This window comes from Nocardia sp. CA-135953 (genome assembly GCF_050955735.1).
GTDB lineage: Bacteria > Actinomycetota > Actinomycetes > Mycobacteriales > Mycobacteriaceae > Nocardia.
Genome location: NZ_CP192083.1, coordinates 1 through 23,146, shown reverse-complemented (window position 1 = coordinate 23,146; position 23,146 = coordinate 1). Strand labels below are relative to the sequence as shown.

At 68.7% G+C, this 23,146-nt stretch carries 24 protein-coding genes; 13 read left to right on the top strand and 11 right to left on the bottom strand.

Translation table 11 applies throughout. The features are described from left to right. Positions 1-148: 148 nt before the first annotated feature. The 4 genes from ACQPXH_RS33180 to ACQPXH_RS33165 all read right to left on the bottom strand — a co-directional run bounded on the left by ACQPXH_RS33180 (position 149) and on the right by ACQPXH_RS33165 (position 5,672). Complete coding sequence (locus ACQPXH_RS33180) at positions 149-1,939, bottom strand: relaxase/mobilization nuclease domain-containing protein (RefSeq protein WP_433603714.1); 1,791 nt, start codon at positions 1,937-1,939, stop codon at positions 149-151. Then, positions 1,936-2,445 (bottom strand): hypothetical protein, encoded by a 510-nt coding sequence (locus ACQPXH_RS33175; RefSeq protein ID WP_433603713.1) that lies wholly within the window; start codon positions 2,443-2,445, stop codon positions 1,936-1,938. Before ACQPXH_RS33175 ends, ACQPXH_RS33180 begins: the two co-directional genes overlap by 4 nt. Positions 2,446-2,859: 414 nt before the next feature. Continuing rightward, positions 2,860-4,470: a hypothetical protein gene (locus ACQPXH_RS33170; protein WP_433603712.1), complete on the bottom strand. Its 1,611-nt coding sequence runs from the start codon at positions 4,468-4,470 to the stop codon at positions 2,860-2,862. Further along, positions 4,467-5,672, bottom strand: coding sequence for a hypothetical protein (locus ACQPXH_RS33165; RefSeq protein WP_433603751.1), 1,206 nt, complete (start codon positions 5,670-5,672; stop codon positions 4,467-4,469). The genes ACQPXH_RS33170 and ACQPXH_RS33165 overlap by 4 nt, the downstream gene beginning before the upstream one ends. A 326-nt stretch (positions 5,673-5,998) precedes the next feature. Between ACQPXH_RS33165 and ACQPXH_RS33160 the strand changes: the two genes are divergently transcribed. Both ACQPXH_RS33160 and ACQPXH_RS33155 read left to right on the top strand, forming a co-directional pair. Next, a complete protein-coding gene (locus tag ACQPXH_RS33160; RefSeq protein ID WP_433603750.1) occupies positions 5,999-6,799 on the top strand; it encodes a ParA family protein in 801 nt (266 codons plus the stop codon). Next, entirely contained in the window at positions 6,799-7,179 is a 381-nt protein-coding gene (locus tag ACQPXH_RS33155; protein ID WP_433603749.1) for a hypothetical protein, read from the top strand. Before ACQPXH_RS33160 ends, ACQPXH_RS33155 begins: the two co-directional genes overlap by 1 nt. Here the strand turns inward: ACQPXH_RS33155 and ACQPXH_RS33150 are convergent. From ACQPXH_RS33150 to ACQPXH_RS33130, 5 genes are all read right to left on the bottom strand, one after another. Then, entirely contained in the window at positions 7,172-9,160 is a 1,989-nt protein-coding gene (locus ACQPXH_RS33150; RefSeq protein WP_433603748.1) for a hypothetical protein, read from the bottom strand. The genes ACQPXH_RS33155 and ACQPXH_RS33150 overlap by 8 nt on opposite strands. Before the next feature lie 270 nt (positions 9,161-9,430). Continuing rightward, positions 9,431-9,637 (bottom strand): ribbon-helix-helix protein, CopG family, encoded by a 207-nt coding sequence (locus ACQPXH_RS33145; RefSeq protein ID WP_433603747.1) that lies wholly within the window; start codon positions 9,635-9,637, stop codon positions 9,431-9,433. 134 nt (positions 9,638-9,771) lie between these two features. Continuing rightward, positions 9,772-10,350 carry a cysteine hydrolase family protein gene (locus ACQPXH_RS33140; protein WP_433603746.1) on the bottom strand — a complete coding sequence of 193 codons (579 nt, stop codon included), beginning with the start codon at positions 10,348-10,350 and terminating at the stop codon, positions 9,772-9,774. Beyond that, entirely contained in the window at positions 10,347-11,495 is a 1,149-nt protein-coding gene (locus ACQPXH_RS33135; RefSeq protein ID WP_433603745.1) for a hypothetical protein, read from the bottom strand. Before ACQPXH_RS33135 ends, ACQPXH_RS33140 begins: the two co-directional genes overlap by 4 nt. Then, positions 11,492-11,863: a GntR family transcriptional regulator gene (locus tag ACQPXH_RS33130; protein ID WP_433603744.1), complete on the bottom strand. Its 372-nt coding sequence runs from the start codon at positions 11,861-11,863 to the stop codon at positions 11,492-11,494. Before ACQPXH_RS33130 ends, ACQPXH_RS33135 begins: the two co-directional genes overlap by 4 nt. 115 nt (positions 11,864-11,978) lie before the next feature. Between ACQPXH_RS33130 and ACQPXH_RS33125 the strand changes: the two genes are divergently transcribed. The 11 genes from ACQPXH_RS33125 to ACQPXH_RS33075 are packed head-to-tail and all read left to right on the top strand — an operon-like array spanning position 11,979 to position 22,110. Next, on the top strand, positions 11,979-12,302 hold the full coding sequence (locus ACQPXH_RS33125) for a hypothetical protein (RefSeq protein WP_433603743.1): 324 nt from the start codon (positions 11,979-11,981) through the stop codon (positions 12,300-12,302). Beyond that, a complete protein-coding gene (locus ACQPXH_RS33120; protein ID WP_433603742.1) occupies positions 12,299-12,625 on the top strand; it encodes a hypothetical protein in 327 nt (108 codons plus the stop codon). The genes ACQPXH_RS33125 and ACQPXH_RS33120 overlap by 4 nt, the downstream gene beginning before the upstream one ends. Then, entirely contained in the window at positions 12,622-12,888 is a 267-nt protein-coding gene (locus ACQPXH_RS33115) for a hypothetical protein (RefSeq protein WP_433603741.1), read from the top strand. The genes ACQPXH_RS33120 and ACQPXH_RS33115 overlap by 4 nt, the downstream gene beginning before the upstream one ends. Continuing rightward, positions 12,885-13,214 carry a WhiB family transcriptional regulator gene (locus ACQPXH_RS33110; protein ID WP_433603740.1) on the top strand — a complete coding sequence of 110 codons (330 nt, stop codon included), beginning with the start codon at positions 12,885-12,887 and terminating at the stop codon, positions 13,212-13,214. Before ACQPXH_RS33115 ends, ACQPXH_RS33110 begins: the two co-directional genes overlap by 4 nt. Then, on the top strand, positions 13,214-13,477 hold the full coding sequence (locus ACQPXH_RS33105) for a hypothetical protein (protein WP_433603739.1): 264 nt from the start codon (positions 13,214-13,216) through the stop codon (positions 13,475-13,477). The genes ACQPXH_RS33110 and ACQPXH_RS33105 overlap by 1 nt, the downstream gene beginning before the upstream one ends. Beyond that, entirely contained in the window at positions 13,477-13,884 is a 408-nt protein-coding gene (locus tag ACQPXH_RS33100; RefSeq protein ID WP_433603738.1) for a hypothetical protein, read from the top strand. The genes ACQPXH_RS33105 and ACQPXH_RS33100 overlap by 1 nt, the downstream gene beginning before the upstream one ends. Then, positions 13,869-15,863 carry a type IV secretory system conjugative DNA transfer family protein gene (locus ACQPXH_RS33095; RefSeq protein WP_433603737.1) on the top strand — a complete coding sequence of 665 codons (1,995 nt, stop codon included), beginning with the start codon at positions 13,869-13,871 and terminating at the stop codon, positions 15,861-15,863. The genes ACQPXH_RS33100 and ACQPXH_RS33095 overlap by 16 nt, the downstream gene beginning before the upstream one ends. After that, a complete protein-coding gene (locus ACQPXH_RS33090) occupies positions 15,860-16,435 on the top strand; it encodes a DUF4913 domain-containing protein (protein WP_433603736.1) in 576 nt (191 codons plus the stop codon). The genes ACQPXH_RS33095 and ACQPXH_RS33090 overlap by 4 nt, the downstream gene beginning before the upstream one ends. Continuing rightward, positions 16,395-18,725: a hypothetical protein gene (locus tag ACQPXH_RS33085; protein WP_433603735.1), complete on the top strand. Its 2,331-nt coding sequence runs from the start codon at positions 16,395-16,397 to the stop codon at positions 18,723-18,725. Before ACQPXH_RS33090 ends, ACQPXH_RS33085 begins: the two co-directional genes overlap by 41 nt. Further along, the gene (locus ACQPXH_RS33080; protein WP_433603734.1) at positions 18,722-21,631 is read left to right on the top strand and encodes a hypothetical protein; all 2,910 of its coding nucleotides are present in this window, start codon (positions 18,722-18,724) and stop codon (positions 21,629-21,631) included. Before ACQPXH_RS33085 ends, ACQPXH_RS33080 begins: the two co-directional genes overlap by 4 nt. Then, positions 21,628-22,110 carry a hypothetical protein gene (locus ACQPXH_RS33075; RefSeq protein WP_433603733.1) on the top strand — a complete coding sequence of 161 codons (483 nt, stop codon included), beginning with the start codon at positions 21,628-21,630 and terminating at the stop codon, positions 22,108-22,110. Before ACQPXH_RS33080 ends, ACQPXH_RS33075 begins: the two co-directional genes overlap by 4 nt. Positions 22,111-22,208: 98 nt before the next feature. Here the strand turns inward: ACQPXH_RS33075 and ACQPXH_RS33070 are convergent, their stop codons facing one another. Both ACQPXH_RS33070 and ACQPXH_RS33065 read right to left on the bottom strand, forming a co-directional pair. Further along, the gene (locus tag ACQPXH_RS33070; RefSeq protein ID WP_433603732.1) at positions 22,209-22,394 is read right to left on the bottom strand and encodes a hypothetical protein; all 186 of its coding nucleotides are present in this window, start codon (positions 22,392-22,394) and stop codon (positions 22,209-22,211) included. A gap of 119 nt (positions 22,395-22,513) precedes the next feature. Further along, the gene (locus ACQPXH_RS33065; RefSeq protein WP_433603731.1) at positions 22,514-23,146 is read right to left on the bottom strand and encodes a hypothetical protein; all 633 of its coding nucleotides are present in this window, start codon (positions 23,144-23,146) and stop codon (positions 22,514-22,516) included.

The following is a 23,146-nucleotide window of genomic DNA, read 5'->3' as shown; positions in this document are numbered from 1 at the left end:
ACCGCGTGAGCGCACTGCTCTGGGTGGGACTTTTCGGCCTGTTTCCCCAGCTCCAGCGTGTGCGGTCTGCGTGTTGTAGTCCCGCGCGGCATGCGGGACTACGAGCGGGACTTTCTCCGCGCGCAAGCCTGGCGATGGTGGGGGTTGGTCAGCGCCCGCGGCCACGATCTGGGCCACGTTCCGGTCCGGACGGCGGGCGGTAGGCGGGCGTATCCGGCGGGCGGTAGGTGGGTCGCGGCGCTGGTTTCGGCGTCGTGGGCGCGAGTCCGGGATCGAGGTAGAGCCGGGCCTCAGCGATCCGTGCCCACGGCTCGCGGCCTTCCCGCTGTCGCGCCAGCAGCTCGCGCGACTCTGCACTGCCGACCGCCGGACCCCGGTAGGTGCCCGAGCTGACCGCGTAGCGGTGGTGCACGTCGATGAGCCGTTGACGCAGCACCGTGGTCAGCGCCCGCGCACGCTCCGCCTCTGCTCGCGCGGCGTGCGCCGCCGCGATCGCCTCGATCGCGCGCATCATCTGCTGCAGCAGAAGCAGACTCCCCGCGGCCGGATCACCGTTCACGCGCGTCATCTGCTCAAGGAAGGTCACCACCCCGCGCAGCCCGGTCTGGGTGCGCACGGCGCGCGGGCGCGCTCCTCTGGCCGGCCGGACCGGCTGCGCCGACCGCGCCAACGCAGCAGCCGCCGCCGCGTACGGGCCGGGTCGATCGCCCTCGACCCGCCGCGACCACGACGCGAACACCGCCGATGCCCGCCCAGCCGCTTGCGCCCACTCGACGTGATTCTCCGGCGGAATCGTCTTCAGAATCTTGTTCCAATCGCGCACCTCGGCCGCGATCCGCTTCCACAGCGCCGGATCCTCGATCGACCGTGCCTCACGGTCGCTGGCCGACAGCCCACGTGCTCGCTTCCACTCCGCGAGCGCGTCCTCACGCGTCTCGGGGCCGTCGTCCCACTGCTTGCGCAGCTCGTCGATCGACAGATCCGACGCGATCTTGGCACCACCCAACCGCGGGCCGCGATGCCCGTCGCCCTCGCGCAGCTGCGCCGAGTACCCGCGCACCGAGCTCATCCCACCCTGCTCGTAGAACGGGAACAACGACAGCTTCCCGTCACGCAACGCACGGCGCACGAACTCCGCCTCGGTCTTCGACGCCGCCGCATACGAGCGCACCAACCGGCGCATCGTCTCGCGTTCGGTCTCGGGCCGACCTTCCCGTTTCGCCCGTTCGGTCTCCGCGCGCGAGTTCCCCGACATCCCGCCACCGGTCTCGCGGGACTCCAGCACCACCAGGCCGTGCCGGTGTTCGAGGGTGTTGCACGCCTCGTGCGCCCGGTTCCAGTCTCCGCGAGCGTGCCCCTCCCCGTAGTCGAACGTGTTGACTTTCTGCCCGTCGTCACGCACCAGCGACGCCGCGATGTGCACGTGGTCGTTGCCGTCGCCGTGCTCGCCGGAGTGGCCGTGGCGCACCGCGACCCATCGCGCGCCCGCACGGTCGGCGGTGGCGGTGAACCCCATCTCGCCCATGAAGTCCTCGATCACCTGGCGCCACTTCTCGTCGCTGAGCTCCTCCCCCGGGTTCAGCGCCAGCACGCAGTGCCAGACCGGCGCATCCCGCAGCACGCCCTTGTCACCGGCCTCCGGACGTTCCACGACGTCGACCCGACGACCGCGCGCGGCCGTCTGCGGTCGGGCACGCATCCGCACCTTGGTTCCGTGCAGCTTGCGCGGAAGGTCCATCTCACGAGCCAACGCCAACGCGGTGTCGCGCGACGCGCGCTTGTCCTTGTCCCCGTCGAAGGTGATCAGCCACGCGTCGCGCATCAGCGTCGGCGACCCAGCGACAACGTGACGCTGCTCGTGTTCGTTGTGCTCACCCGAGCCCAACAAATACACCAGCAGACCGCCCAGCTTCTGGCCGCGACCGATCTTCGCGATCACCGGCGCGTCACTTCTTTGGCCAACCCATCCATCCGCCGCGCGATCTCCAGCATCTCCGTCATCGTCGCCTTGAGCTGCACCATCCCCTCGTCCAGCTCGTCGGAATCGAGCACCCCGGTGATGTGTGCGCTGTGCGCGATCCCGTCCAGGCCTGCCCCGATGTGCGCGAGGTACCGCAGCCGGATCGTGTCCAGCGCATCCGTCGCCGACATCAAGATCCCCGCGAGAGTTTTGCGTTTCGGCCACGGCAACCAAGGCTTCCCGTCGACCTTCCCGGTCTCCCCCGACCGCGCGCCGACTGGATGCAGCGCGCACTGCACCAGATAGTTCGGGACGGTCATCCCCGCCTCCGCCGCGTCGACCTGCACCCGCTCGTAATCGGCCAACGCCATCGTCACCTGAGCCGTCTTCTTCGGACCCACGATGTTCTGCGCGCGTGCTCGTTTGCGAGACCGCGCGATGTTCTGCGACCGCCGCGGCGAGACCTCCGCCGCGGGCGCTGCCACGACGCCATCTGACGCCTCCGCGACCATCCCGACCACCTCCCGTCCGACCCCGGACAACCAGCCCAAGTGCAACGACCCCCGCTCACCGGGGGACCTCGCCCCTGCGAGGCATCCTCACTTATCGTAGATAAGTGTTAACTTGCTCCGCAGGGGCCGCCTCACAAGGGTACCGGAGCAAGATCGACGTGAACAGTTTCGATCGCGACCGGACAGCGCGAGGCAACCGGCGCCACGAGTCGAGTGCGCGGCCACGGATCCGGACGCGCCAGGCCCGGCCGCCAGCGACCCGACACTCCTCCGCGGGGTGGGCGGCTGCTGCCCGTGTGGTGGCGGGCGACCGGGTAGGGTCCGGACACGCGACAGCCCCGGCGGATAGGAGCCGCCGGGGCTGTCGCGGTTTTGTCGCTGGTGAGGTCAGTCCAGAGGCCGTGGACCCGCCACCTGGTCCGCAGCGGCGATCGCGCGCCCGACCGTCGAGTGCGGCAGACCCACGATCACCTTGCCGATGTGGGTCGCGGCGTGACCCTGCGAGTGCGCCTGGTAGATGCTCGCCAGGACCTCGATCGGCTGCTTGGACCGACCGCGCTCGATAACCGCGCGCGCGAGCCGGGTCGCCTGCGCGCGCGACAGCTCGCGCGCGAACGGCCCAGTGCCACCCGCGCCGCGCGCGATCGGCGCGCGATCGGCCGCGCGCGCCAGGGACCCATCGACAGCGGTGTCGCGCGCGATCGGCGCGCGGCCCGCGCGCGGTGACCGATCACCGGATCCGATCGCCGCGCGCGCACGATCGACGTCACGCACCAACGTCACCCGCGCGCGACGCTCACCCGCCACATCGCTGTCCGATTCCTCAATCTCGGATGCGGTTTCGTCGTCGCGATCGGCGATCGGCGCGCGATCGGTTGCCAGCTCAGCGGGGCTGTGCGCGGCGATCGGCGCGCGGTGATCGGTGGCATCCGCGCGCGCAGTCTGCGCCTGAGCGTCGATGACTTCCTCGCGCGCGGGAGTGGCCTCGATCGCGATCGGCGACGTGTCCTCGATCGCGATCGACTCGTCGGTCTCACCGCGCGCGATCGGCGCGCGATCGGCCGTCGCGCGCGCGACATCGGTGGCGCGATCGGCGATCGGTTCGCGCGCGATCGGCGCGTGTTCCGCGATCGGCGCGCGATCGGTGAACTCGCGCTCGAACTCCGCCAGCTGAGCCTCGATCGCGCGTGAGTCGACCGCCTCGACGTCCTCGCCGCGCGCGGTGGAGATCTGCGCACCGTCGATCGCGGGGGGCTTGGACCAGTCCGTGCGCGGGGTGTAGTCGGGCAGGGTGTAGGCGCTGAAGCGGCCCTCCAGGTGCTCGCGCAACCGCTCACGGATGTCGGGCTCGCCGAGCACCAGGCCGTCGTCGGCGGCCTTGTCGATCGCGCGGTGCAGCGCGATCACGGTCCGTCGCTGGCGCCGCGTGCTCCCGCCGGTGCTGCGCACCAACCGGACGTTGTCGGCCGCGCGCGCGAGATCGGCCAACCGGCGTTCGACCGCGATCTCGGCGGTGCTGCGGTCGGTCGGGTCCGCGATCCCCCACCGCACGAGCAGCCGTTGCGGCGACCAACGCCAGTTGAGTCCGCCGGTGTGGCCGGTGAGCTGGCGGCGCTCCAGCTTCATCGACCGTTCCCAGCCCCACGCCGCGATCAGCGGCGCCATCAGCCGAAGCAGCATCGTGCCCGCGTCCTCGGCGTGGGTCGCGGCGAGAACGCCGGACATGATGGTCAGCACCCACATCGCGATGCCGTCGACGCCGGCGGATCCGGTGTCGATCTGCGAGCGGCGCGCCCTCATGGCCGAGGTGACGACCATCAGCTCGATGAAGCTGAAGCACAGCACCAGCAGCGGCGTCGGCATACCGAGCGCCTCGCTGAAGAACACGAACATGCCCTGCGCGGCGACCGCGCTGGCTATCGCCGCGGTGAACAGCGTGGCGGCCCGCTCGAGGTCGGCTCCGCGTTTGCGCTTTTTCTCGTCTTCGATGGTTGTCACTGGTCGGTGCCTTTCTGTGCCTTCTGTGCGGTGAGCTGGGCATCGAGTCGGGTGATGGTCTGCTCGGCCGTGGTCAGTGCCCGCTGCAAGGTGTCGGCGCGGCTGTCGGCGGCGGACTGGGTGCGGGCGAGTTCGGCGGCGTGGTCAGCGCGCAGCTGCTCGCGGTCGGTGCGGGCCTCCGCCCGCACAGTGGTCAGTTCCTCGCGGGCCTGGGCGACATCATCGCGCGCTTGCGTCCGTGTCGCATCAAGATCTCGGCGCAGCTGTGTGGATTCGGCGACCGCATCATCACGCGCCTGCACCGCCGCAGCCCGCTCCGCCTCCGCACGGTGCTGCGCGGTCTCGGCGGCGACACGGGCGTTGTCTGCCTCCGCGATCTGCTCGGCCGCGCGAGCGTCAGCGGCCGCGACCCGCTTGTTGGCCTCGGCCTGGATGGTGTCCACCAAGGTCGCGGCGTCGCGTTTCGCGGCCGCGACCTGCTGCGCGGCGGCGGCCTTGACCTGCTCCAGCTCCGCACGCATGGCCTCGGTCTCGGAGCGGGCCGCCTCGGCATCCTTGTTCGCGGCCCCGACGAGCCGGTCGCGTTCCTCGATCGCGTCCTGGGCGGCGCCCTCAGCGAGTTCCTTGTCCTCCAGTGCCGCCGCCAGCTCGCGCCGCGCGGCCACCGCGTCGGCCTCGGCGTCCTCGGCGGCCGCCTGCGCGCGCCGCGCAGTCTCCTCGGCATCGCGCCTGGCCGTTGCGACCTCCGCAGCTGCCGCGTCCGGATCCCCCGCCGTCGCGATGACCTGCTGCGCGCGAGCGATCAGCTCGCCGAGCTGATCGCGATGGGCTGAGGTCGCCATCTCCCACTGCGTCAGCAGCTCCGCCATCGACGACCGCGCGGACGTCACCGGCCGCTTGGCGGTGGCCTGCTGCTGTGCGGCCACAGCGGATCCGCCAGCGGCGGCCTTGAGCTCCTTGCGGCGCATGAACGCGGTGGCGCGATCGTGGCGGCGCACCACGCCGTCCGGGTCGGCGCGCAGCTGTCCGCAGTAATCCGAGGGCCGCCCCCGCCCCGGTTCGGGCCGGAACACTTCGCCGCACACCGGCGACCCCTGCCCGGTCTCCGCATCCCAACCATGCGGGAACTGGCAAACGCGCTGGTCGGTCTCGCCGACCGCGCCGCGACCGGCGAGACCGGGCGCTTCTTCTTGATCACTCATACCCCCGATTCTATCATATTCGTCATATTTTTACGTTATTCAATATGTGTTAATACGTTTTAACGAAAACGTATTAACACATATCCCTATAGCCCATATGGCTAGTAGGGGTCGCATGGCTCATATGGGAAGTACGCGATTTAGGGGTCGAGGCCTTGGGCCGGTGCGTCCTCGACCTCGGTATTTCGAGGTCTGGGGGCTGCCATATGGGCCATATGGTCTATATCGACCCTGGTCAGCCGCGTTTTGTATGCGCCATATGGGCTGTACTGCCGGTAGGGTGCCGGATGTCCATAGGTTCTCGGCTGCTCAGGATGGTTGACCCCGTGACTGTTACTGCGGTGATGAATCTCAAGGGCGGGCCAGGCAAGACCGCGCTCGTGAATGGGCTCGCGCACGCTGCTGCCGCCAAGGATGAGGACGTGCTCGTCGGGGACGTCGACCCGCAGGGCAACACGACAAGTCATCTGACCGGGCATAACGCTCGGAACCTTCCGCCGACCGGCACCCTTGCTGATGTGCTCGACAGGCGGGTCAACCGCCCGCTCGAGGACATCGTTGTGCCCGCCCGCACCCGTGACCGGATCTACGTCGCGCCGAGTGGGTTCGGGGAGATGCAGGAAGTACAGGACACACTGCTGGGCCAGACCGGCGGAGACCTGTCGCTGCGCCGCGCGTTCAAGGAAGCGCGCAAAAACGGTCGGGTCTTATTCGACTGCCGCCCCGCGGTTGATCTGATCACCCGCGCCGCGATGCTGGCCTCGGACAACGTCCTGATCGTGGTGGCGCCGGAGTTCGACCACATCGAGGGCATGATCTCGGTGTTCACCGCGATCAACGACCTCTACGAGTTCGCCGACTACGAGCTGCGCGTAGCGGGTGTGGTGATCAACCTGCTGGATGGCTCCCGCAGCGATCACGCGGGCAATGTCGACTACATCCGCGAGTACTGCGCCAAAGCCGGGGTGCCCGTCCTCGGCCTGCCGATCCCACGGCTCGCCGATATCTCGAGGCTCACCAACGCCGGGCTCGGCATGGACCAGCACCCGAAGCCCTCGGCCCGGACGCGGTGGCTGGCTGAGAACTTCGCCGCGATCCTCGACGGCATCGACAAGGAGGCGGCCTGATGAGCATCCCGCAGCCCGGTCTGCCGGACCCGGAAGACGCGCCCAAACCCAAGCGCAACCCGTTCGGACGCCGCCCACCCACGGCGCCCACAACCGAAGAACCCCAGCACGAGGCCAGTAGGGGCCATATGGGCGATAGGGCCAGTAAGGAGGCCCGGCGCCCGAAAAGGCCGGCGGACACTACCGACATCCTGTTGTCGGTACCGACCGAGCTGAGCGAGCGTCTCGAGTCGGTCCTGGCCTACACCTATCCGCACACTGGGGTGAAGTCCAAGCAGGCGTTCATCCGCGCCGCGATCGCGCGGGCCTGCGCCGAGCATGAGGCGCGGTTCAACGACGGTGACCGATGGCCAGCGGTTCCCCGGCCGCGCGCTACGTAGGGCCGCTATAAGCCATATGGCCTGTAGCGGCGATAGGTGGGGTGGGGTCGCTGTCGAGTCGCGTGGCGCCGAGCATGTCCTGGAGTAGCGCGATGGCGATAGCGTCGGCGTCGCTGTCCGGGCCGATGCCGGGCTCTTCCGGGTGCCAGGTCGCTTCGCTGGGCGGTCCAGCGGCGATCTGGGCATCCCAAATGGCCGCGTTGAGTCCGGGGTCGCTGTCCCAAGGCGCGAGGAGGGCGAAGCTTGCATCGTCTGGTCCCGGGTCGGGCACCATGCCATGGCGGATCTCCAGCCAGGTCCGCCACTCGACACGCTGCTCGCTGTAGAGCGCGACCAGCCGTGCGCGTTCGGCGGGCAGGCCGTGGCGGGCGGCGATCTCGTCGAGCGTGGTCGGACCCGGCCCGTAGGTGCCTCGGCCGGTCGAAATGATCAGGCCGTCGCGCTTCAGCGCCGCGAGGGTGTCGTCACCGGTGCTGGGAGTGCAGTGGGCGGCGGCGATCAGGTCGGCGCGAGCGGTGAGGCCGGTGTGCACGATCAGCTCGTAGAGCAGGCGTTTGTGCAGGCCCAAGACCCGCCACGCATCGTGGACACCCTCGACGCGCACCCGGTCCAGTGGTACGGGGGAGACCTCGATATCGAGGGCGTCGTAGTTGCGGGCGGGCACGAGCGAGTACTGGTCGGCGAGAGTGCCCGCGGCACGGCGCACCCGGTCGACCGGGGCACCGGGGAGGTCTCTGATGTGGGCGAGCACGTCCGCGATCGTCGTCGCGGGCATCAACCCGGCGTGCAGGGCGTACGAGCGGACTCCGACCGCGACCAGCGGTGTTCCGTCACCGCCGAGCTCCCCGGCAACGTAGGCGGCATAGGCCACTGCTTGCAGGACTGCGATCACTGTCCATCGGTAGGACTGGCCGGGGAAAGTCAGGTGCACCCAGGCAGTAGCCGACGCCAACCAGCGTGAGTGCACCGTGTCGCGACCGATTCCCGAACGATCCCCTGCGGGGGGTGTGCGCACTTCTCGTTCACTGTGTCCGGGAGACCGCAACACGTGGATATGTTGCGATGTCCAGCTACAGGCGTTGGCCCAGTCGTGGCGCAGGTGCGCGGCGGCGCGGTCCCCGTCCTCGTCGTATCGAGCGCGCAGACCAGCCCAGAGGTCCTCGGCGGGGCCATAGATGTGGGCCTGGACGTCGTCGAGGGCGTAGCCGCGCAGCGCGGCGTGCTGCAGGACGCTTTGGCTGCCCTCGGTACGGGTGGGGTAGCGGTTGTCCTTCGGCAGGGTGCCGTGCCGCGCGAACGCCGCGGGGACGGCGGGGATGGGGCTGGTGAGCCGCCATTCGGGCCGCAGCCGCGCTGCGGCGTCCACCCCTTCCCAGAGATCGCCGAGAGACGGCTGGCCCGCGTACGAGGCTGCTGGCTGCGCGGCGGCCGCGACCGGGCCGGGCCGGTCGGTGGGCTGCTGGAGGGTGTCGCCGAGCAGCAGCCGGAGCCGCGCGAGTAGGCCGGGCGCGGACCGGACAGTGAAGACCTCGAGCGCGTCAGCGAGGGTGCCGTCCAGGACCCGGGAGCAGCCCTCCTTGGTCGCTGACCCGGGCGGGGTGATGTAGCCGGTCTTCTCGTTGAGCATCGGGCTCAGGTCCAGCGTCGGCAACCGCGACTTGAGTAGACGCATCACCGGTTCGATGTGGACCAGGCGGAACGTCTCGCCCACCGCGAGCGGGGTGATGACGTGTCGCCCACCGTTACCGGGGTTGTGATCGCTTATGCTGCGACCACCGCACTCGGTCAGCCAGAGCTTCAATTTGGCGGCGTCGCGGGCGACAGCGAGACGACCATGGGTTTTGCTGTCGAGGTCGAACACCAGCTTGTCGGTGAGTCGCACCGGGCTGTAGATCGGCACCGCGGCCGGCCAGGCGGGCGGTTTCGTGGTCAGCGCCCGAGTCCGCTTCGATTTGTTGGTGGCCGGGTCGATGACTCGCATGCGCGGGTGCGCCGCGATCTCCGGTGCCAGGTACGAGAAAACCAGCTCGGGGGCTTCAGTGGCCTGAGCTGGGATTTCAGTGTTGGTGGGTAGCTCGGGGGCTTCTCGTTCGAAATCGTGACCGGCTCTACCGGTCGCGATGCTTTGAGGCGAACCTTCGGCCTTGCTACCCTTGGAGCCGCTGATCAAGCGTGGTCCTAAGGGCCTTTGAAGAGCCTCCCGGCGGCAACCGGGGGGCCTTCGTCATTTACGGGGGGCTGCTCCCCAGGTCTAGGCGGGGAGTTTCAGTGCTCCTTGGTGCTCGTCGGGGAGATCGGGATAGTCGGGAAGGTCGAGCTCTCGCCGGAGCGCGATTTCGACCAGCTGTCGTTTGTTGAGTCCACGCTTCTTGACCGCCTCGTCGAGTGCGGCAACGACTTCGCGCGACAGGGCCATGCCAACGGGTTTCGTCGGGGGGAGCTTCGCGGGTCTAGCCATGGCATAACTTCTAGATCGAATACGGCAGCAGGTGTGGGAGGCGCGCCGCGCGAGATGTCCCACAAATCATGGGACATCTCTGGGGGAGCCGAGTTTTCGTGTGAGGAGCCCGTTTTCGGTGTCGGGTGCAGCACTTATGTCGATGTGGTCGACACGATCAGATCTCTGACCTGTGCGGAGTCGACGAGTTGGCCAGCGCCGACCAGGCGTGAGATATGCAGGAGCGCAGAGTCGTGGATCTCCTGCGCCGAGTGGCGGGTTGCGTTGGACGCGACGGCATCTCGGACTACCCATGGCACGTAACCCAGCTCGAACGCATCGAGCGCGGTCTTGAGAACGCAAGCGTCCGTTGCGATTCCGCAGATGATCAGGTCTGTGACGTCTAGCTCACCGAGTAGCGCCAAGCCCTCCGGTGTGAGTGCCGTGTAGACCGTTTTGTCGAGCGTGCGCGCATTGGGGTGCGCGGTGAGCGGCAGCAGTTCGTCGACGATGTCGGTCTCTGGAGGTCCGTACAGTGCCCGCCAGCCGATCAGCCTCTCCCACGGGGAATCTGCGTAATTCCAGTATCTGGTGAAGACGGTCGGACGGCCGCTTGCTGCCCAGCGGGTGGCGAGGTCGAGAATCACCGGGATGGCGGGAGCCGAGTGTTCGTTGACGAATCCGTTTTGCGCGTCAACGACCATGAGGACTGCTCTGTCTGCGTTGATGGTCATTGACCTGCCTCCTTGAGGGCTTCCATGGCCAAGCTCAGCTGTCCCGGCAGACCACTCGAGGACACGAGCGCATCGCGCATCTGCCGGTGGTGACCGGTCTCTTGCGGCCGCGGGGTGAGTAGCACGGACCGGGCGGCCCGCAGGAATCCGTACCCGTAGCGGGGACACACCTCAAGATCGCGGTCGCTCTCGATCTGCTCGTTGATATGGGCTGTGTATGCCCATATGGCCTGTAGGCCGATTTCGAAGCCGATCAAGTCCCCTTCTGGCAGCGCCCGGAGGGGATCATGTGCGTGATAGACGACCCCTGACCAGCTCGCCCATGCACTCGAAACCCCGGGCGCGCCAAATGCTTTCATCTCGGCAGGCTGATACCCGGCGGCCAGTAGTTCCTGCTCGGTGCGTTCGCCGCTGACTTGAGCAGCAGCGAGGTCAGTCAGATCTCGGTCGACCAGAACGCGGGGCGCGCATATGAGGCGCAGCCCGGTATCGAGCGTCGCTCCAACCCACGGCAGCGAGTACGCCCAGTAGAGACTCAGCACATAGGCGGCCTGCACCTCGTCGCCAACCAGGCCGCTCAAATGCTGGCTCGCCCACTCCAGGTTTTCTGGATAGGACCGGTACCGCCACATAGCCAGTGTCGTGACGTCGGGCACGTCGAGACCCTCGGTGAGGTGGATTATTACCGTCCCCCAGGGCCAGACGGCAAGGGTGCATTCATCGCCGTTGTCGTCCAAGGACGCGGTCCAGCACGGAGTCTTGCCGAGGTAGCCAGTGACCTGCTTCATGCCGAGCTTGCTGGCGAGCTGTTCCACCGAGCCGTGGCTGATGTGTGCCGCGATGAATTTGTGTGAACGGACGCCGAGCCGGGCGCCGGTTACCGGAGCGAGCGCGCCGACCGCGATGAGTACGTCTCCCGGTGGCGTGGTCTTGGTCTCCCAGGACGCGACGTGCCCGGCTTTGACCTCCCTGCCGAGCAGCGAACTGAGTGCCTCGGCGAAGGCTGCTGGAGACAGGCCTGCAGATGAGCGGGCCAGTGCCACGCGATTTCGGGCAAGAGCGGCGTAGTCCGGGTGGTAGCTCGACCGTCTCGTGTGCAGCCCCGTGACGTTTCCGGGGCCAGCGGGGAGACGGCTGACGTTCACCCCGCCTCCTCTATCGACTTCCTGGGCGTCTGCTCGGGGTAGGTCAGCCCAATGTTGGCGTAGACCTCCATCATCTGTGTCTCGAGGTGAGCAATGCGTTCGCGGAGATCCGAGATCTGGTCGTCTTCTGCCTCGGGCTCAGACTGTGCGCGAACGAAAGTCCCGACGCCCTGGAAGGTTTCGAGCAGCCCGGCTTTCCGGAGCTCGTCGATGGCGCGGTCGACGGTGTTGAGTGCGACGTTCCACTGCTCCATCAAGTTGGCCTTGGTGGGTATCTGGTCGCCAGGGGCGTACTCGCCGCTAGCGATCCGTTCGCGGAGATCGTCGGCGATCAGTAGGTAGCGGGGCCGTCCAGGTTGCTTGCTCACAACAACAAGATTAAGTGCCAGTGAGTCACCTACGTCAACTGATCGACCGTTGACTCAACTAGGTGACTCTGATTGACTTGATTGAAGGGAGTTTCGCGACTGAGTAGGAGTTCGGATGTCTGTCAAGCGGGAAGGGGTGTGGCTGGTCGCGACGCGGTCCAGCCACGTTGCGTATGAGGCGCGGCCGGGGTGGTTCCGGTTGTCGTTCTGGCCTGAGCAGCTGGTTTCGGGGTGCGCGGCGGTGGCCGGCCTTTCGTTGGCGGAGATCGCCAATGACTGGAACGAGCTGCTGTGGGCTGAGGACCCGAACGTCGAGATGGTCTGGAAGCTGCTGGGTGGTCAGGCCAAGACGTTGGGGATGGACGCCTTCGAGGCCGTCGTGCGCTGCGAGCAGTACGAGGCTCCGGCTAGCGGCATCGATCGGGCGGTGCGCTCGTGAGCACACCGACGGTGCTGATCCGGTCGTCGGTGCTGGCGAAGCCGGTTGCGACGGTGCATGTGGGCCGCCACGTGATGACGAGCAAGTCGACGCCGCATTCGGCGCGCTATGTCGGTGTGGGCAAGTGGGTCGTTGACTACCTGCCGGGCCGCCAGCTGACCAAGGACGAGGCGATCACCGCGATGAAGATCGCGGCCGCGCCGCAGCGTCCGGAGGTCGGGCGGTGGGCGGCGACGGTCGGTCTGACCGCCGCTGAGGCGGTGGGGATGGCCGCGATGCGGTTCGGTGCCGCTGCCGAGCGGGCGATCGGAGCCGACCGGTGAGCGAGCCCGAGTACGACGAGAACGAGCAGGACGTTCCGAGGGGGCGGGTGGTCGTCTCGGCAGGGATGGGCGTCGGGCATATGGCGGCGGTGTTCCTGGCGGTGATCGTGGCCGCGATCGTGGTCTTGCTGTGGGTGGTTGTGGCGTTCCCGTCTCAGGTCGGGGACGGGTCGGCGGTGCCGACGTCGCGGCCGCTGGGCCCGTGTGAGCCGTTCTGCAGTCTGCGCACCACTGTTCCAGAGGCGCCGGGGGGTGCGCGATGACTCGCGTCGAGTTGGTGGATCCGGTCGTGTTCTCCGACCGGACTTGCCGGGATGTCCCGCAGAACACGTTCTTCCCGCCGGGCAAGCGCACGCGCGAGATCGAGAAGGCCAAGTCCTACTGCCGGGTGTGCCCGCGGTTGGTGCAGTGCGCCGAGTGGGCGCAGCCCCTAGCCGCCTCCGGTGCGCTGGCGGGCTGCGTGGTCGCTGCGGTGTACCTGCCCGGCCCGCACAAGGGCCAGGCCGGGCGCGACGCCGCTGTCGCCGAGTTGGCCGAGATCGTCGCCTACGGCCGGATGTCCGAAGCCGATGTCGAGGGGGCCGCGTGATGGACCACTACACCACTGCCCGGGGCACGGTCCGTGTCGGCCAGCTCTACCGCGACGCCCGCCGCACCAACGTGCGGACTCTGCGCGTCGAGGCCATCGGCAGGCCCTGGAACGACTGGAAGGGCGTTACGCACTGCTCGATCGACTGCCTGGTCATCGAGCAGGTCGCCGATGGGGTGCGGACCGAGCCGAGACGGCCGACCTCGATGAGGGCAACCCGGCTCCTCAGCGCCGAGTTCGTGCTGGTCGAGGAGGTTTCGTGATGCCGATTCGTCCAGAGAACCGCGACCGCTACCCGGCGGACTGGGCCGCGATCAGCACAGCAATCAAGGTCGAGCGTGCTCGCGGCCGGTGCGAGTGCACCGGTGAGTGCGGCCGCCCGGTGTTCCCGATCTATCACCTCGGCGACGACGGCCGCTGCCGCAACCGCCACGGCGGCCGGGCGGTCGGTACGGGGTCGCGGGTTGTGCTGACCACCGCGCACCTCAACCACACGCCCGAGGACTGCCGCCCGGAAAACCTCAAGGCCATGTGCCAGGGCTGCCACCTGTTCTACGACGCCGCCCACCACGCCCAGACCCGCTCCGCAGCGCGGCAGGCCGAGCTCGCCGCACTGATGGATCCGCTGTTCGACATCGAGAAAGAGGTGGCGACATGGATCGCCGAGTAAAGGACCCGGCTCAGCACGCGGGCGCCGACGAGTGGAAGCCGCTGATCGCGGTCGGCGCGATCGGTACCGCGTCGCTGGGCGCGTCGGCGTCGCTGCGGCTGGCGCCGCTGCTGGGTGGACCGACCCAGGACGTTCCGTGGAACCCGGCCGCGCTGGCCGCCCATCTGGCTGTCCAGCAGGACATCGTGTGGAGCGGGCAAGCGACCGCGTCGGCGGTCGGGCTGGTCGTCGGTTCGCTTGCGACGCTGGGGGTTTCGGCGCGGCTGTGGCAGTACATGTGCGACTGCAAGCCGTGGCAGCGCACCGTGGGTGGGCGTCGCCCGAAGCTGCAGCGGCAGCCGATCGACGAGCGCGCCCAGTACATGGGCCGGGGCAAGGCCTTGCAGCCGTTGACCGCGCAGACCGTCGCGAAGGCGGCCAAGCGCCTTGACGTGAAGTTCCCGAACGCCCCGGTCGCCGAGAAGCACGATGTGCCGCTGCGCTCGGGTGTCTCGATCGGTATGCCGGTGATCGGCGGAGATCTGCTGTTCGCCTCGTATGAGGACCTGCACGTCGATATCTGGGGTCCGCGCCAGGGCAAGTCGACCTCGCGGGTGATCCCCGCGGTTCTGGAAGCGCCGGGATCGGTGCTGACCACCTCGAACAAGAGCGATGTGGTCGCGGCGACCATGGCGATGCGTTCGGAGGTCGGGCCGTGTTTCGTGTTCGATCCGCAGCGCATCGCGGGACAGACCGAGCCGTGGAGCTGGGATCCGCTGTCGTATGTGATCGCTCCGGAGCAGCGCCCGAAGCTGCCGCAGCCCAAGGCGCAGCTGCACGCGGTCAGCGACGGTGTCTTCGTTGACGAGCCGGACGATATCGGCGACCGCGACGTCGAGATTCCGCTGGTGTGGGGTGCTGAGCAGCGTGCTGCGCAGTTGGCCGCGCATTTCGCCGACGGCGACGACGGCGAGGACGCACGCAAGGACGCCTTCTTCGACCCGGCCGGTGAGGAACTGCTCGCGCAGCTGCTGCTGGCCGCCGCGCTGGCGGATCGCCCGATCAGCCAGGTGTGGGAGTGGCTGACCAACGAAACCAACACCGAACCCGCGCGGATCCTGGACCTGGCCGGGCACCACCTCGCCAGCAAGGGCCTGTTCGGCGAGTTCAACGCCGACCCCAAGCAGCGTTCCGGTGTGTTCGGCACCGCCCGCAAGATGGCGCGGATCCTCAAGTCCCCGGAGTTGCGGCCGTGGATCGAGCACGGCGGTAACCGGCGTCGTTTCGACCATCGCGAGTTCGCTCGCAGCGACAGCTCGACGCTGTATCTGCTGTCGATGGAGGGCGCCGGATCGGCCGGGCCGATCCTCAACGCGCTGACCGCTGCTGTGCTGGAGTGCTCGATCCAGCGGGCCGCCGTGTACGGCGGGCGGTTGCCGACACCGCTGCTGGCGGTGCTGGACGAGGCCGCCAACGTGGTGCGCTGGCGGGACCTGCCCGCGAAATACAGCCACTTCGGCTCGCGCGGCATCGTCGTGCTGACCGTGCTGCAGTCCTGGGCCCAGGGTGCGCGCTGCTGGGGTGAGTCCGGAATGAAGGCGCTGTGGGGTGCGGCGGGTGTACGGGTGCTCGGCTCCGGCCTGGACGATGTGGCGTTCCTGCGCGATCGCGCCGAGGCGGTCGGCCCGCACAACGAGCTGACCGGCACGGTGTCGCACAGCAGCTCGGGCCGGTCGGTGTCTCGGTCGCTGACCGAGCGCCAGACCCTCACCGTTTCCGATATCCAGTCCCTGCCGCGCGGCCGAATGATCGTGTTCGGCAGCGGTTTTCCCGCCGTCCTGGTCGCAGCCGTCCCGTACTGGGACCGCCCCTACGGCGCGCGTGTGAAGGCCGATATCGAGGCCGCCGCCAAGAAGGCCGCCGCCCTGGCCGCCGCAGCCTTCGGCGAATTCGACCAGTTGCAGACCGGCGCGGATGAGCGAGAGGAGGGGGCGGCATGAGCGTGTTCCCGGACGACGACATGGACGAAGACCTGTTCACCGAACAGGTGATGTCGCGGATCGACGCCATGGAGGCCGCCGACGGCCAGGCGGGCGGCGGCCAAACAGGCGGGGGCCAGGGTGAGGAGCCGCCCCCGCCGTACTACCCGAACCACATCGAGTGGGTCACCGAGTGGTTCGCCGCGATGTATGCCCGCGAGGTCGGCGACGGCGTCCAGGACATCTGCTGGTGCCCGTGGTGGCTCAAGCACCCCGAGGCCTGCTCGACATTCGAGTCCATGTGGCGGGCGTGGGAGCACCTGCGCCTGGACGGCAAGACCGGCATGAGCGTGTGGTGGCGCGATCACTGCACCCCGCACATGAACCGGTTGCTCGATCCGCAGGGCACGTTCCGTTACTGCTCCGTGCAGGGCCATTTCAAGAACGGCCACCTCACTCCGCTGCCGCTGGCCTCGCCCGGCGCGGTCCTTTCGTCCTCGGCCGTCGCAGGTGCCGGGGCTGTCTCCACAACCACCAATGGGAGGAAAAACCATGTCGGACGTCTCTTCGCCCGCATCACCGGCGGCCGCTGACGCCCTGCCGCTGACCCGGCACGAGCTGATCGAAGCCGTCTACGAGCTCGGTCGCCGAGTCACCATCGACCACTGGGAGGAGGACACCACCGCCACCACAGTGGCGGTGACCGACCAGACCGCCCAAGCGCTGGGTGCCCAGATCCTCGGCAACATCCGTGACAGGCGGGTGCTCGATGGCGACGAGGCCGCTCGCGCCGAAGTCGTGGTCACCGAGCTGCTCGACGGCGGCGAGGCCCGCTACGCCTGGGAACGGATCGCCGACGCCGAGATGTACGAGGCGTGGGTGAGCACCCAGCACGAACACCCCGACGCGGGCCGCAATGTCTGGTTGCGCGCCGCGGGCATCTCCGACGTGCGCCGAGAGTTCCCCGACGCCGTGTTCCTGGCACCGGTCAATGTGGATCCGCGCCGCGCGGTGTCGCTGAGCCGTGAGCAGCTGCGCGCCACCCTCGACGAGCTGGTCGGCCACGTCGGGACCGACCCGGAGGAGTACGAGCGCGGCTCAATGCGCTGGGAGAGCGACCTTTCCGAGCTGGCCGAGGCCACCGTGTCGGCGATCCGTAAGGGTGAGGTGGTCTCCGCCGGTGAGGCCGCCCGCCTGGAGCGCCTGGTCGCCGCGTCGGTGAGTTTCGAGCAGGTCCGCGGATCCGCCGGTGAGCGCCTGTGGGATCTGGCGACCGACCCCGACGCCTACCAGCGATGGCTGACCGTGCGGGCGGTGTCGATCCAGCACGCGATCAGCGCGGACCCGTTGGACTGGACCAACAGCCACGGAGAGTTCGTCGACGCGATCCGGCTGCGCCCGTTCCGGGCCGACAGCCTGCGCCGCGAGGACTACCAGCTGCTCGATCGCGCCGGCATCGAGCGGGCCTTCGCCGAGATCGCCTCGATCGCAGACCCGTTCGTGTCCACCACGCGGCTGGCGAGTGGTTCCCAGAACCTGAGCGGACACGAGAAGCGCTTCGCCGAGCTGGCCGAGACCATCCTGGCCACCGCCCGCCACAGCGACACCCTGACCGCAGGCGAGGCCGGTCGCGCCGAACGCGTGGTCGCCACGCTCGCGGCGGGGGAGTACAGCACCGAGATCGCCAGCGAGGGCCGCGTGTGGCAGCTGGTCACCAACCCCGACGCGTACACGCAGTGGATGTCGGAGCGCAATATGCGCCTGCACGAGATCCACGGCGCTCGCGGCGCGGCGGGAGTCGGGCGCGGCGGGGAGTTCATGAACGCGGTGGGCCTGCACCGCTACGACCTCGATGCCGAAGTCGTCGCCGAGATCGGCGAGGACTTCCTGGATCGCGACCAGGCGCACGCGTGGGTCACGGAGCTGGTCGAGCTGTCCGAGCGGCTCTACGACAAGGATGCCTCGCTGACATGGGTGTACGACCCGAGCAAGACGCTGGAGGAGCAGGTCAGCCGCCACGCCAGCGAGCTGCTCTACACCGCCCGCTACAGCGACACCCTGACCACGGCCGAGGCCGACCGCGCCGAGCGGGTCGTTGCGGCGCTGGTCAGCGGTGAACGGCTGGACCTGACCGCCGCGAGCGCCTGGGACGCCATCGAGTCCACAGCGGTCTATGAGCAGTGGCTTGTGCAGCGTGGCGCGCGCCGCGAGGTCGAGCAGCAGGCCGAGGCCGAGTATTGGACCCAGCAGCAGCGTGAGGTCGTTGAGGAGATCGAGTTCTGGAACGCCAATCCGGATCTGGATCCATCGGTCCGTGCCGATGAGCAGCGGTTGCGTGATGCGGACGCGCTTGAGCCGGACTGGAATTCGGCCGAGTGGCGGCGGACGGACGCGGCGATCATCGCAGAGAAGATCGTGGCGGATCCGGAGCGGGCCGAGGAGCTGCTGTGGGGCGCCGATCGCGATGAGGTGTTCGCCGCGATCATCGCGACCGCCCACGGGCAGATGCGAGAGTGGCAGAGCCTGCAGGCGGACTACAAACACCTGCGCGGGCAGCTGACCGAGTCGCGGGCGACCCTGGACAAGGCCGCTGGGCAGGCTATCGCCGATCAGCGGGAGCTGATCGAATTGCGGGCGGATCGGGAGCGGTTGCAGAGCGCGGCAATGGATTTCGCCGCCGACCTCGGCATCACACCCGCCGCCCGCAGGCCTGCGCCGCAAGCGGTGGCGCCACAGCAGACGGCGGTGTATGCGGTTGCCCCGTCGCCGGAGTTCCCGGTTCCGGTGAACACACAGTCGGTTGAGCCCTCAGCGCCGTGGTGGCGTCCGCTCTCGCAGGGTTTGGGCCGGGGCAGCAGAGCTGAGCGTGGGGCCAGCAGGTGAGTGGGCAGACCCCATCGAGGACGGCGGCCGCGATCACGCGGCCGTCGTTCGACCGTATAACCGGCGCGTTGGACGCCCACGCGGTGGCGAACAACCGCAAGCCGGGACCCGCCTCCTATTCGGGGGAGTGGACCAAGTACCGGTGCCCGTCCCATGACGATCACGATCCGTCGCTGGGCCTGATCTACGTCCCGGAGAAGCACAAGACGGTAGTCCGCTGTTTCACAACCTGCAGCGACGAGGAGGTGCTGGCTGCGATCGGGCTGGATGTGCGGGACCTGTTCGACGTTCCGCGCCGCGGCATGGGTCCTCGCACGGGGCAGGCCCGCCAGGGTGACCGGGTGCGCGACGGTGGCCGGGAGCGCACAGCAAGCCATGGGCAGGCTTCCCCGGTCGAGTCCAAACGGGACCGGCTCGGGAAGGTGACCGGAGCCCGCTACCAAGCCGGGATCTACCTCTATACCGACGAGCGCGGCAACCCGCTCGGTGAGGTGGTGCGCTCGCATATCCCGCATGAGCACGGCACCGAAAAGGTGTTCCGGCAACGCAAATGCGATGCGGGCGGGCGCTGGAGCGGTGGCGGGTTCGCGCCGGTGCTCTACCACCTGCCCGCCGTACGCGACGCGGTCGCCGAGGGCGAGACGATCTGGCTGGTCGAGGGCGAAAAGGACGCCGACCGCGCCCAGGCCGCCGGGCTGGTCGCGACCTGCAACGCGATGGGCGCGGGCTCGTTCAAACCCGAGCACGCCCACCAGCTGCGCGGCGCTGCGCAGGTGGTGATCGTCGCCGACAAGGACGAGCCCGGCTACCGCCACGCCGCCCGCGTCTCGCAGCTGCTGCAAGGCCGCGTCGGGGAGCTGATCGTCGTCGAGGCCGCGACCGGCAAAGACCTGTCCGATCACGTCAACTGCGGTCACGGCCTCGAGCTGGACGAGTTCGTCCGCGTCGATGCCTCGGTTCTCTCTGCCGCTCTGGCCGGACCCGCCGGCGGCCATATCCCAGCCCCGCAGTCCTACGAGCACGACCACGGTCAGCAGCCCGCCGACCGTGAACACGCCCCCGAGCCGGAATCGGCTGGGGCACCCACGATTACGGAGGTTCCATCAGTGTCTGAGCACGCCGCGGATATCGACCACGCCGCACGCGAGATGGCCATGTTCACCCGGATGATGTTCCAGTTGCTGACCGAGTGGTCTCGCGCGGCGGCGCTGCGCCGCGCCGAGGGCGCGAAGATCGCCGCCCGGATCTCGGCGGCCGAGGCCGAGCTTGCCGAGAAGCGGTTCGAGGCCGAGAAGAAGATGGCCACCGCCAGGTTGACCGATGTCGGGACCGAGAAGTGGTGGAAGACCGCCAGTGCCGACGATGTTCTCGACGCCTGGTACGACGCCACCGCGTGGCGTCACGACGCCCCCGAGGCCGAGCGGGCCCGCCAGGAGCTCGTGGCCGGGCTGCGTGATCGCCACGGCATCGACGTGGAGGATCTCGAGCGCGGCGCCGAGCAGGGCGCACTGGATCGGCTGGTCACCAACTCCTACTCCAGCGGTGCGGCGCTCGAGCGGGCCGCGATGGCCCAGCGTTTCGCGATCAACGCCGTCGCCGAGGTCACGATTCTGGACGACGACCAGCGCAAACACGCCTACCAGGCGATCGACGAGTACGCGAAGGCCTCCGCCCGGATCATGTCCGACCGCCGCACCTCGGGTCCGGCCTCGCGCGAGGATGAAGCCACCCGGGAATCCGCTCGAGCCCGGGTGGAACTGCTGCTGGCCTCGGCCAAGCCCGCCGACCGCGACAAGGTGTTGTTCGCGATGGACTACCTCACCGGGGACCCGCGCGCCAATATCGGCGAGGCCAACTGGGGAGCGAGCTCGGATGCCCGTGCCAAAGTCGACGAGGCGCTGATCGAATACCAGCGGCGTCTGGCCACGGGCGAAGACACCACCGTGGTGACCCGCCGACTGACCGAGCTGATGCCGGATCTGTCCAAGGACGATGCCGACAAGGCCCGCCAGCGCGGCCGCGACATCAAGATGGCCCCGGCCGCCCCGCAGACGCCGCTGTGGCCGGGCGCGGTACACAAGGACCGCCTCGGCGAGCAGATCGCCGAGTACTCCCGGCTGGCCCGTTCGGTGGACGGGCAGGACCAGGCCAAGGCTGACGCGATCGAGCTCGAGATCGAAAAGGCGGTGGCGGACAAGAACTCCGGTCTCTCGCCGATCGAACGCCAGCAGGTCAAACTGACGCTCTCCGATGCCGAGCAGCCCGGAATCGCGTCCGCGCCACAGACGATGTGGGCCGACCAGGAATCGCGGTACCGCCAACAGCGCAGCCGCGACCACAAGGTGGCTGTCGAGCGGTCCCGCGAGGCCGCCCAGCAGATCGGTGAAGTCCTCGAAGACGCCGGGCTCGATCCCAACTCCTCCCAGATGGAGCCGGTCCGGCACGCCCTGGTCGCGCTGCGTAAGGAGTGCGAGGCCGCCTCCCTCGACGGCGGCAAGGCCGAACACCGGCTCAACGCGATGGCCGCCCACCGCAAAGCACTGCGCGACGGGCTGGCCACAGCCGGAGTCAACGGCGCGATCGCCGAGGACGTCATGGCCGTGGCCGGACAGCTGGAGACCTCCTCGCTGCGCGCGGCCACGTCCTCGCAACGCACGAAGGTGAAGCGGGAAGCCGCCCGAGGCAACCCGCCGTCGTGGGACAACCAGGTCCGCCGCGCCCAGCTCGTCGAGGAACTGACCGCTCTCGGGGTGGACCGTGAGCAGATCACCGCCCTGCTGCTCACCGATATCGCTCAGGCCCGCCCAGCCGGGGCGGCGACCGAACCCGGTGACGCCCCAAAAGCACGGTCAACGGCGTCGGGGGCGGGCATGGATCTCGGCAAGAAGCGGGGGCGCAGCCGGTGATCGCCGACCGACCCGCCGCCGAGGACGGCCAGAAGCTGCTTCCCAACTGGGAGGCGCTGTTGCACAGCGGCATTCGCGCCGCCCAGCAGCTCGGCGACCACACCGCCAGCGCGCTCGAACCGGCCATGACCGACGCCTACACCGGGGCGCCGCACCGGCGGCCGCTGGTGTTCAGTCCCTCGTTCATGACCCAGTGGCTCGCCACCGACGAGCCCGCTGCCTGCTACTCGCTGCGCGCGGCGGGCGGGTTCGCCCGCTTCCCGAGCTCTCGCGCCGAAGCCGCGGAATTCGTCGGGGTCAGTGGCTGCCGCTCGCGCGGGCGCCAGCACTGGATCAAACGCCCGATGGCCGCCCACCAGGACGACCAGGGCATTTGGGAAGTCACCTGCTGCAGCGACTGCGGGCATCCGTTCCTGCGCTACTTCGCCGACGACGAAACCCGGATCGTCCACTGGTCGCTCTACCCAGACCTGCCCTGACACCGTTGACCCACGCCCCGACACAGAGCGGCCCGGAGATGACTCTCCGGGCCGCTCTGTGTATCCCGAGGGCAGCTTCCCCCAGGCCAGGCGTGATGTCAGGCCAGATGGTGTGTGCGCGGGCGCGGCCAATGAGCCGGGCAGTAGTGCCGGTTCCCCAGATACCAGCCACGGGCAGCCGCGATCGTGAGAACCGCGTGCTCGGTTGCCAGCGCACCGACCTCCTCGATCAGCGCGCGGCAATCCGGCTGGTCACAGGCCAGCCACTTCGAATCCCCGATCATGACCTCGAGTATCAGTGGCCAGACCGACACACACCATGCCGAACGCCAGGACCGCAGCCACTCACACCCAGAAACCGCCCCTCATTTTTGTGTCGAAAACCGGACACACGCCGGTGTTCTCACAGGTAGATGACCAGGACAAGCAGCAGCAGCGCGGCCAGGGCCAGTCCCCACCGCCAGCGCCTCCCTGCACCGCGACTCGATGGCGGCCGGTTCGCGAACCCGATGCGGGGATACCACGGGCCGCTGTCGAAGGCTCCGGCCTGGGCGGCTGCGTGGATCCGCCGCCCTGCCTCGAGCTTCCCAGGGGTGATCCCCGTCGGCGCGTCCTGGACCAGCGACCGCGGGCAACTGGAGGTGTAGTGCCAGGAGTCCAAGCACCACGGATTCAAACACCGGTACCGCAGCATGGCGTGCCCCCTCGCTCGATTGGCCAACCGGCCCAGAGTACGGCCGCGAGGGGACACCGTCAGCAGCCAATGAGGTGAGTAGCCCGTCTCGTCCTCGGTCTTTCCGCCCGCTCGAGCCGGTGGAAGTCTGATCACTGGGGGCAGAAAAGAAGAGGGAGGTAGTGCGATGACGAAGTCCAGTGGCAAGAGCGGCCACGCAAGCGGCGACAAGATGACCGCCACCAGGGCCTCCGCAATCCAGAGCGCCGGGGCGAAATCCCCCAGCTCATCGACCGCGAAATCAGGGTTCGCGAGCCGTGCCCAGTCGGCCGCCGCGAAGAGCGCCAACAGCGGATCTGGCAA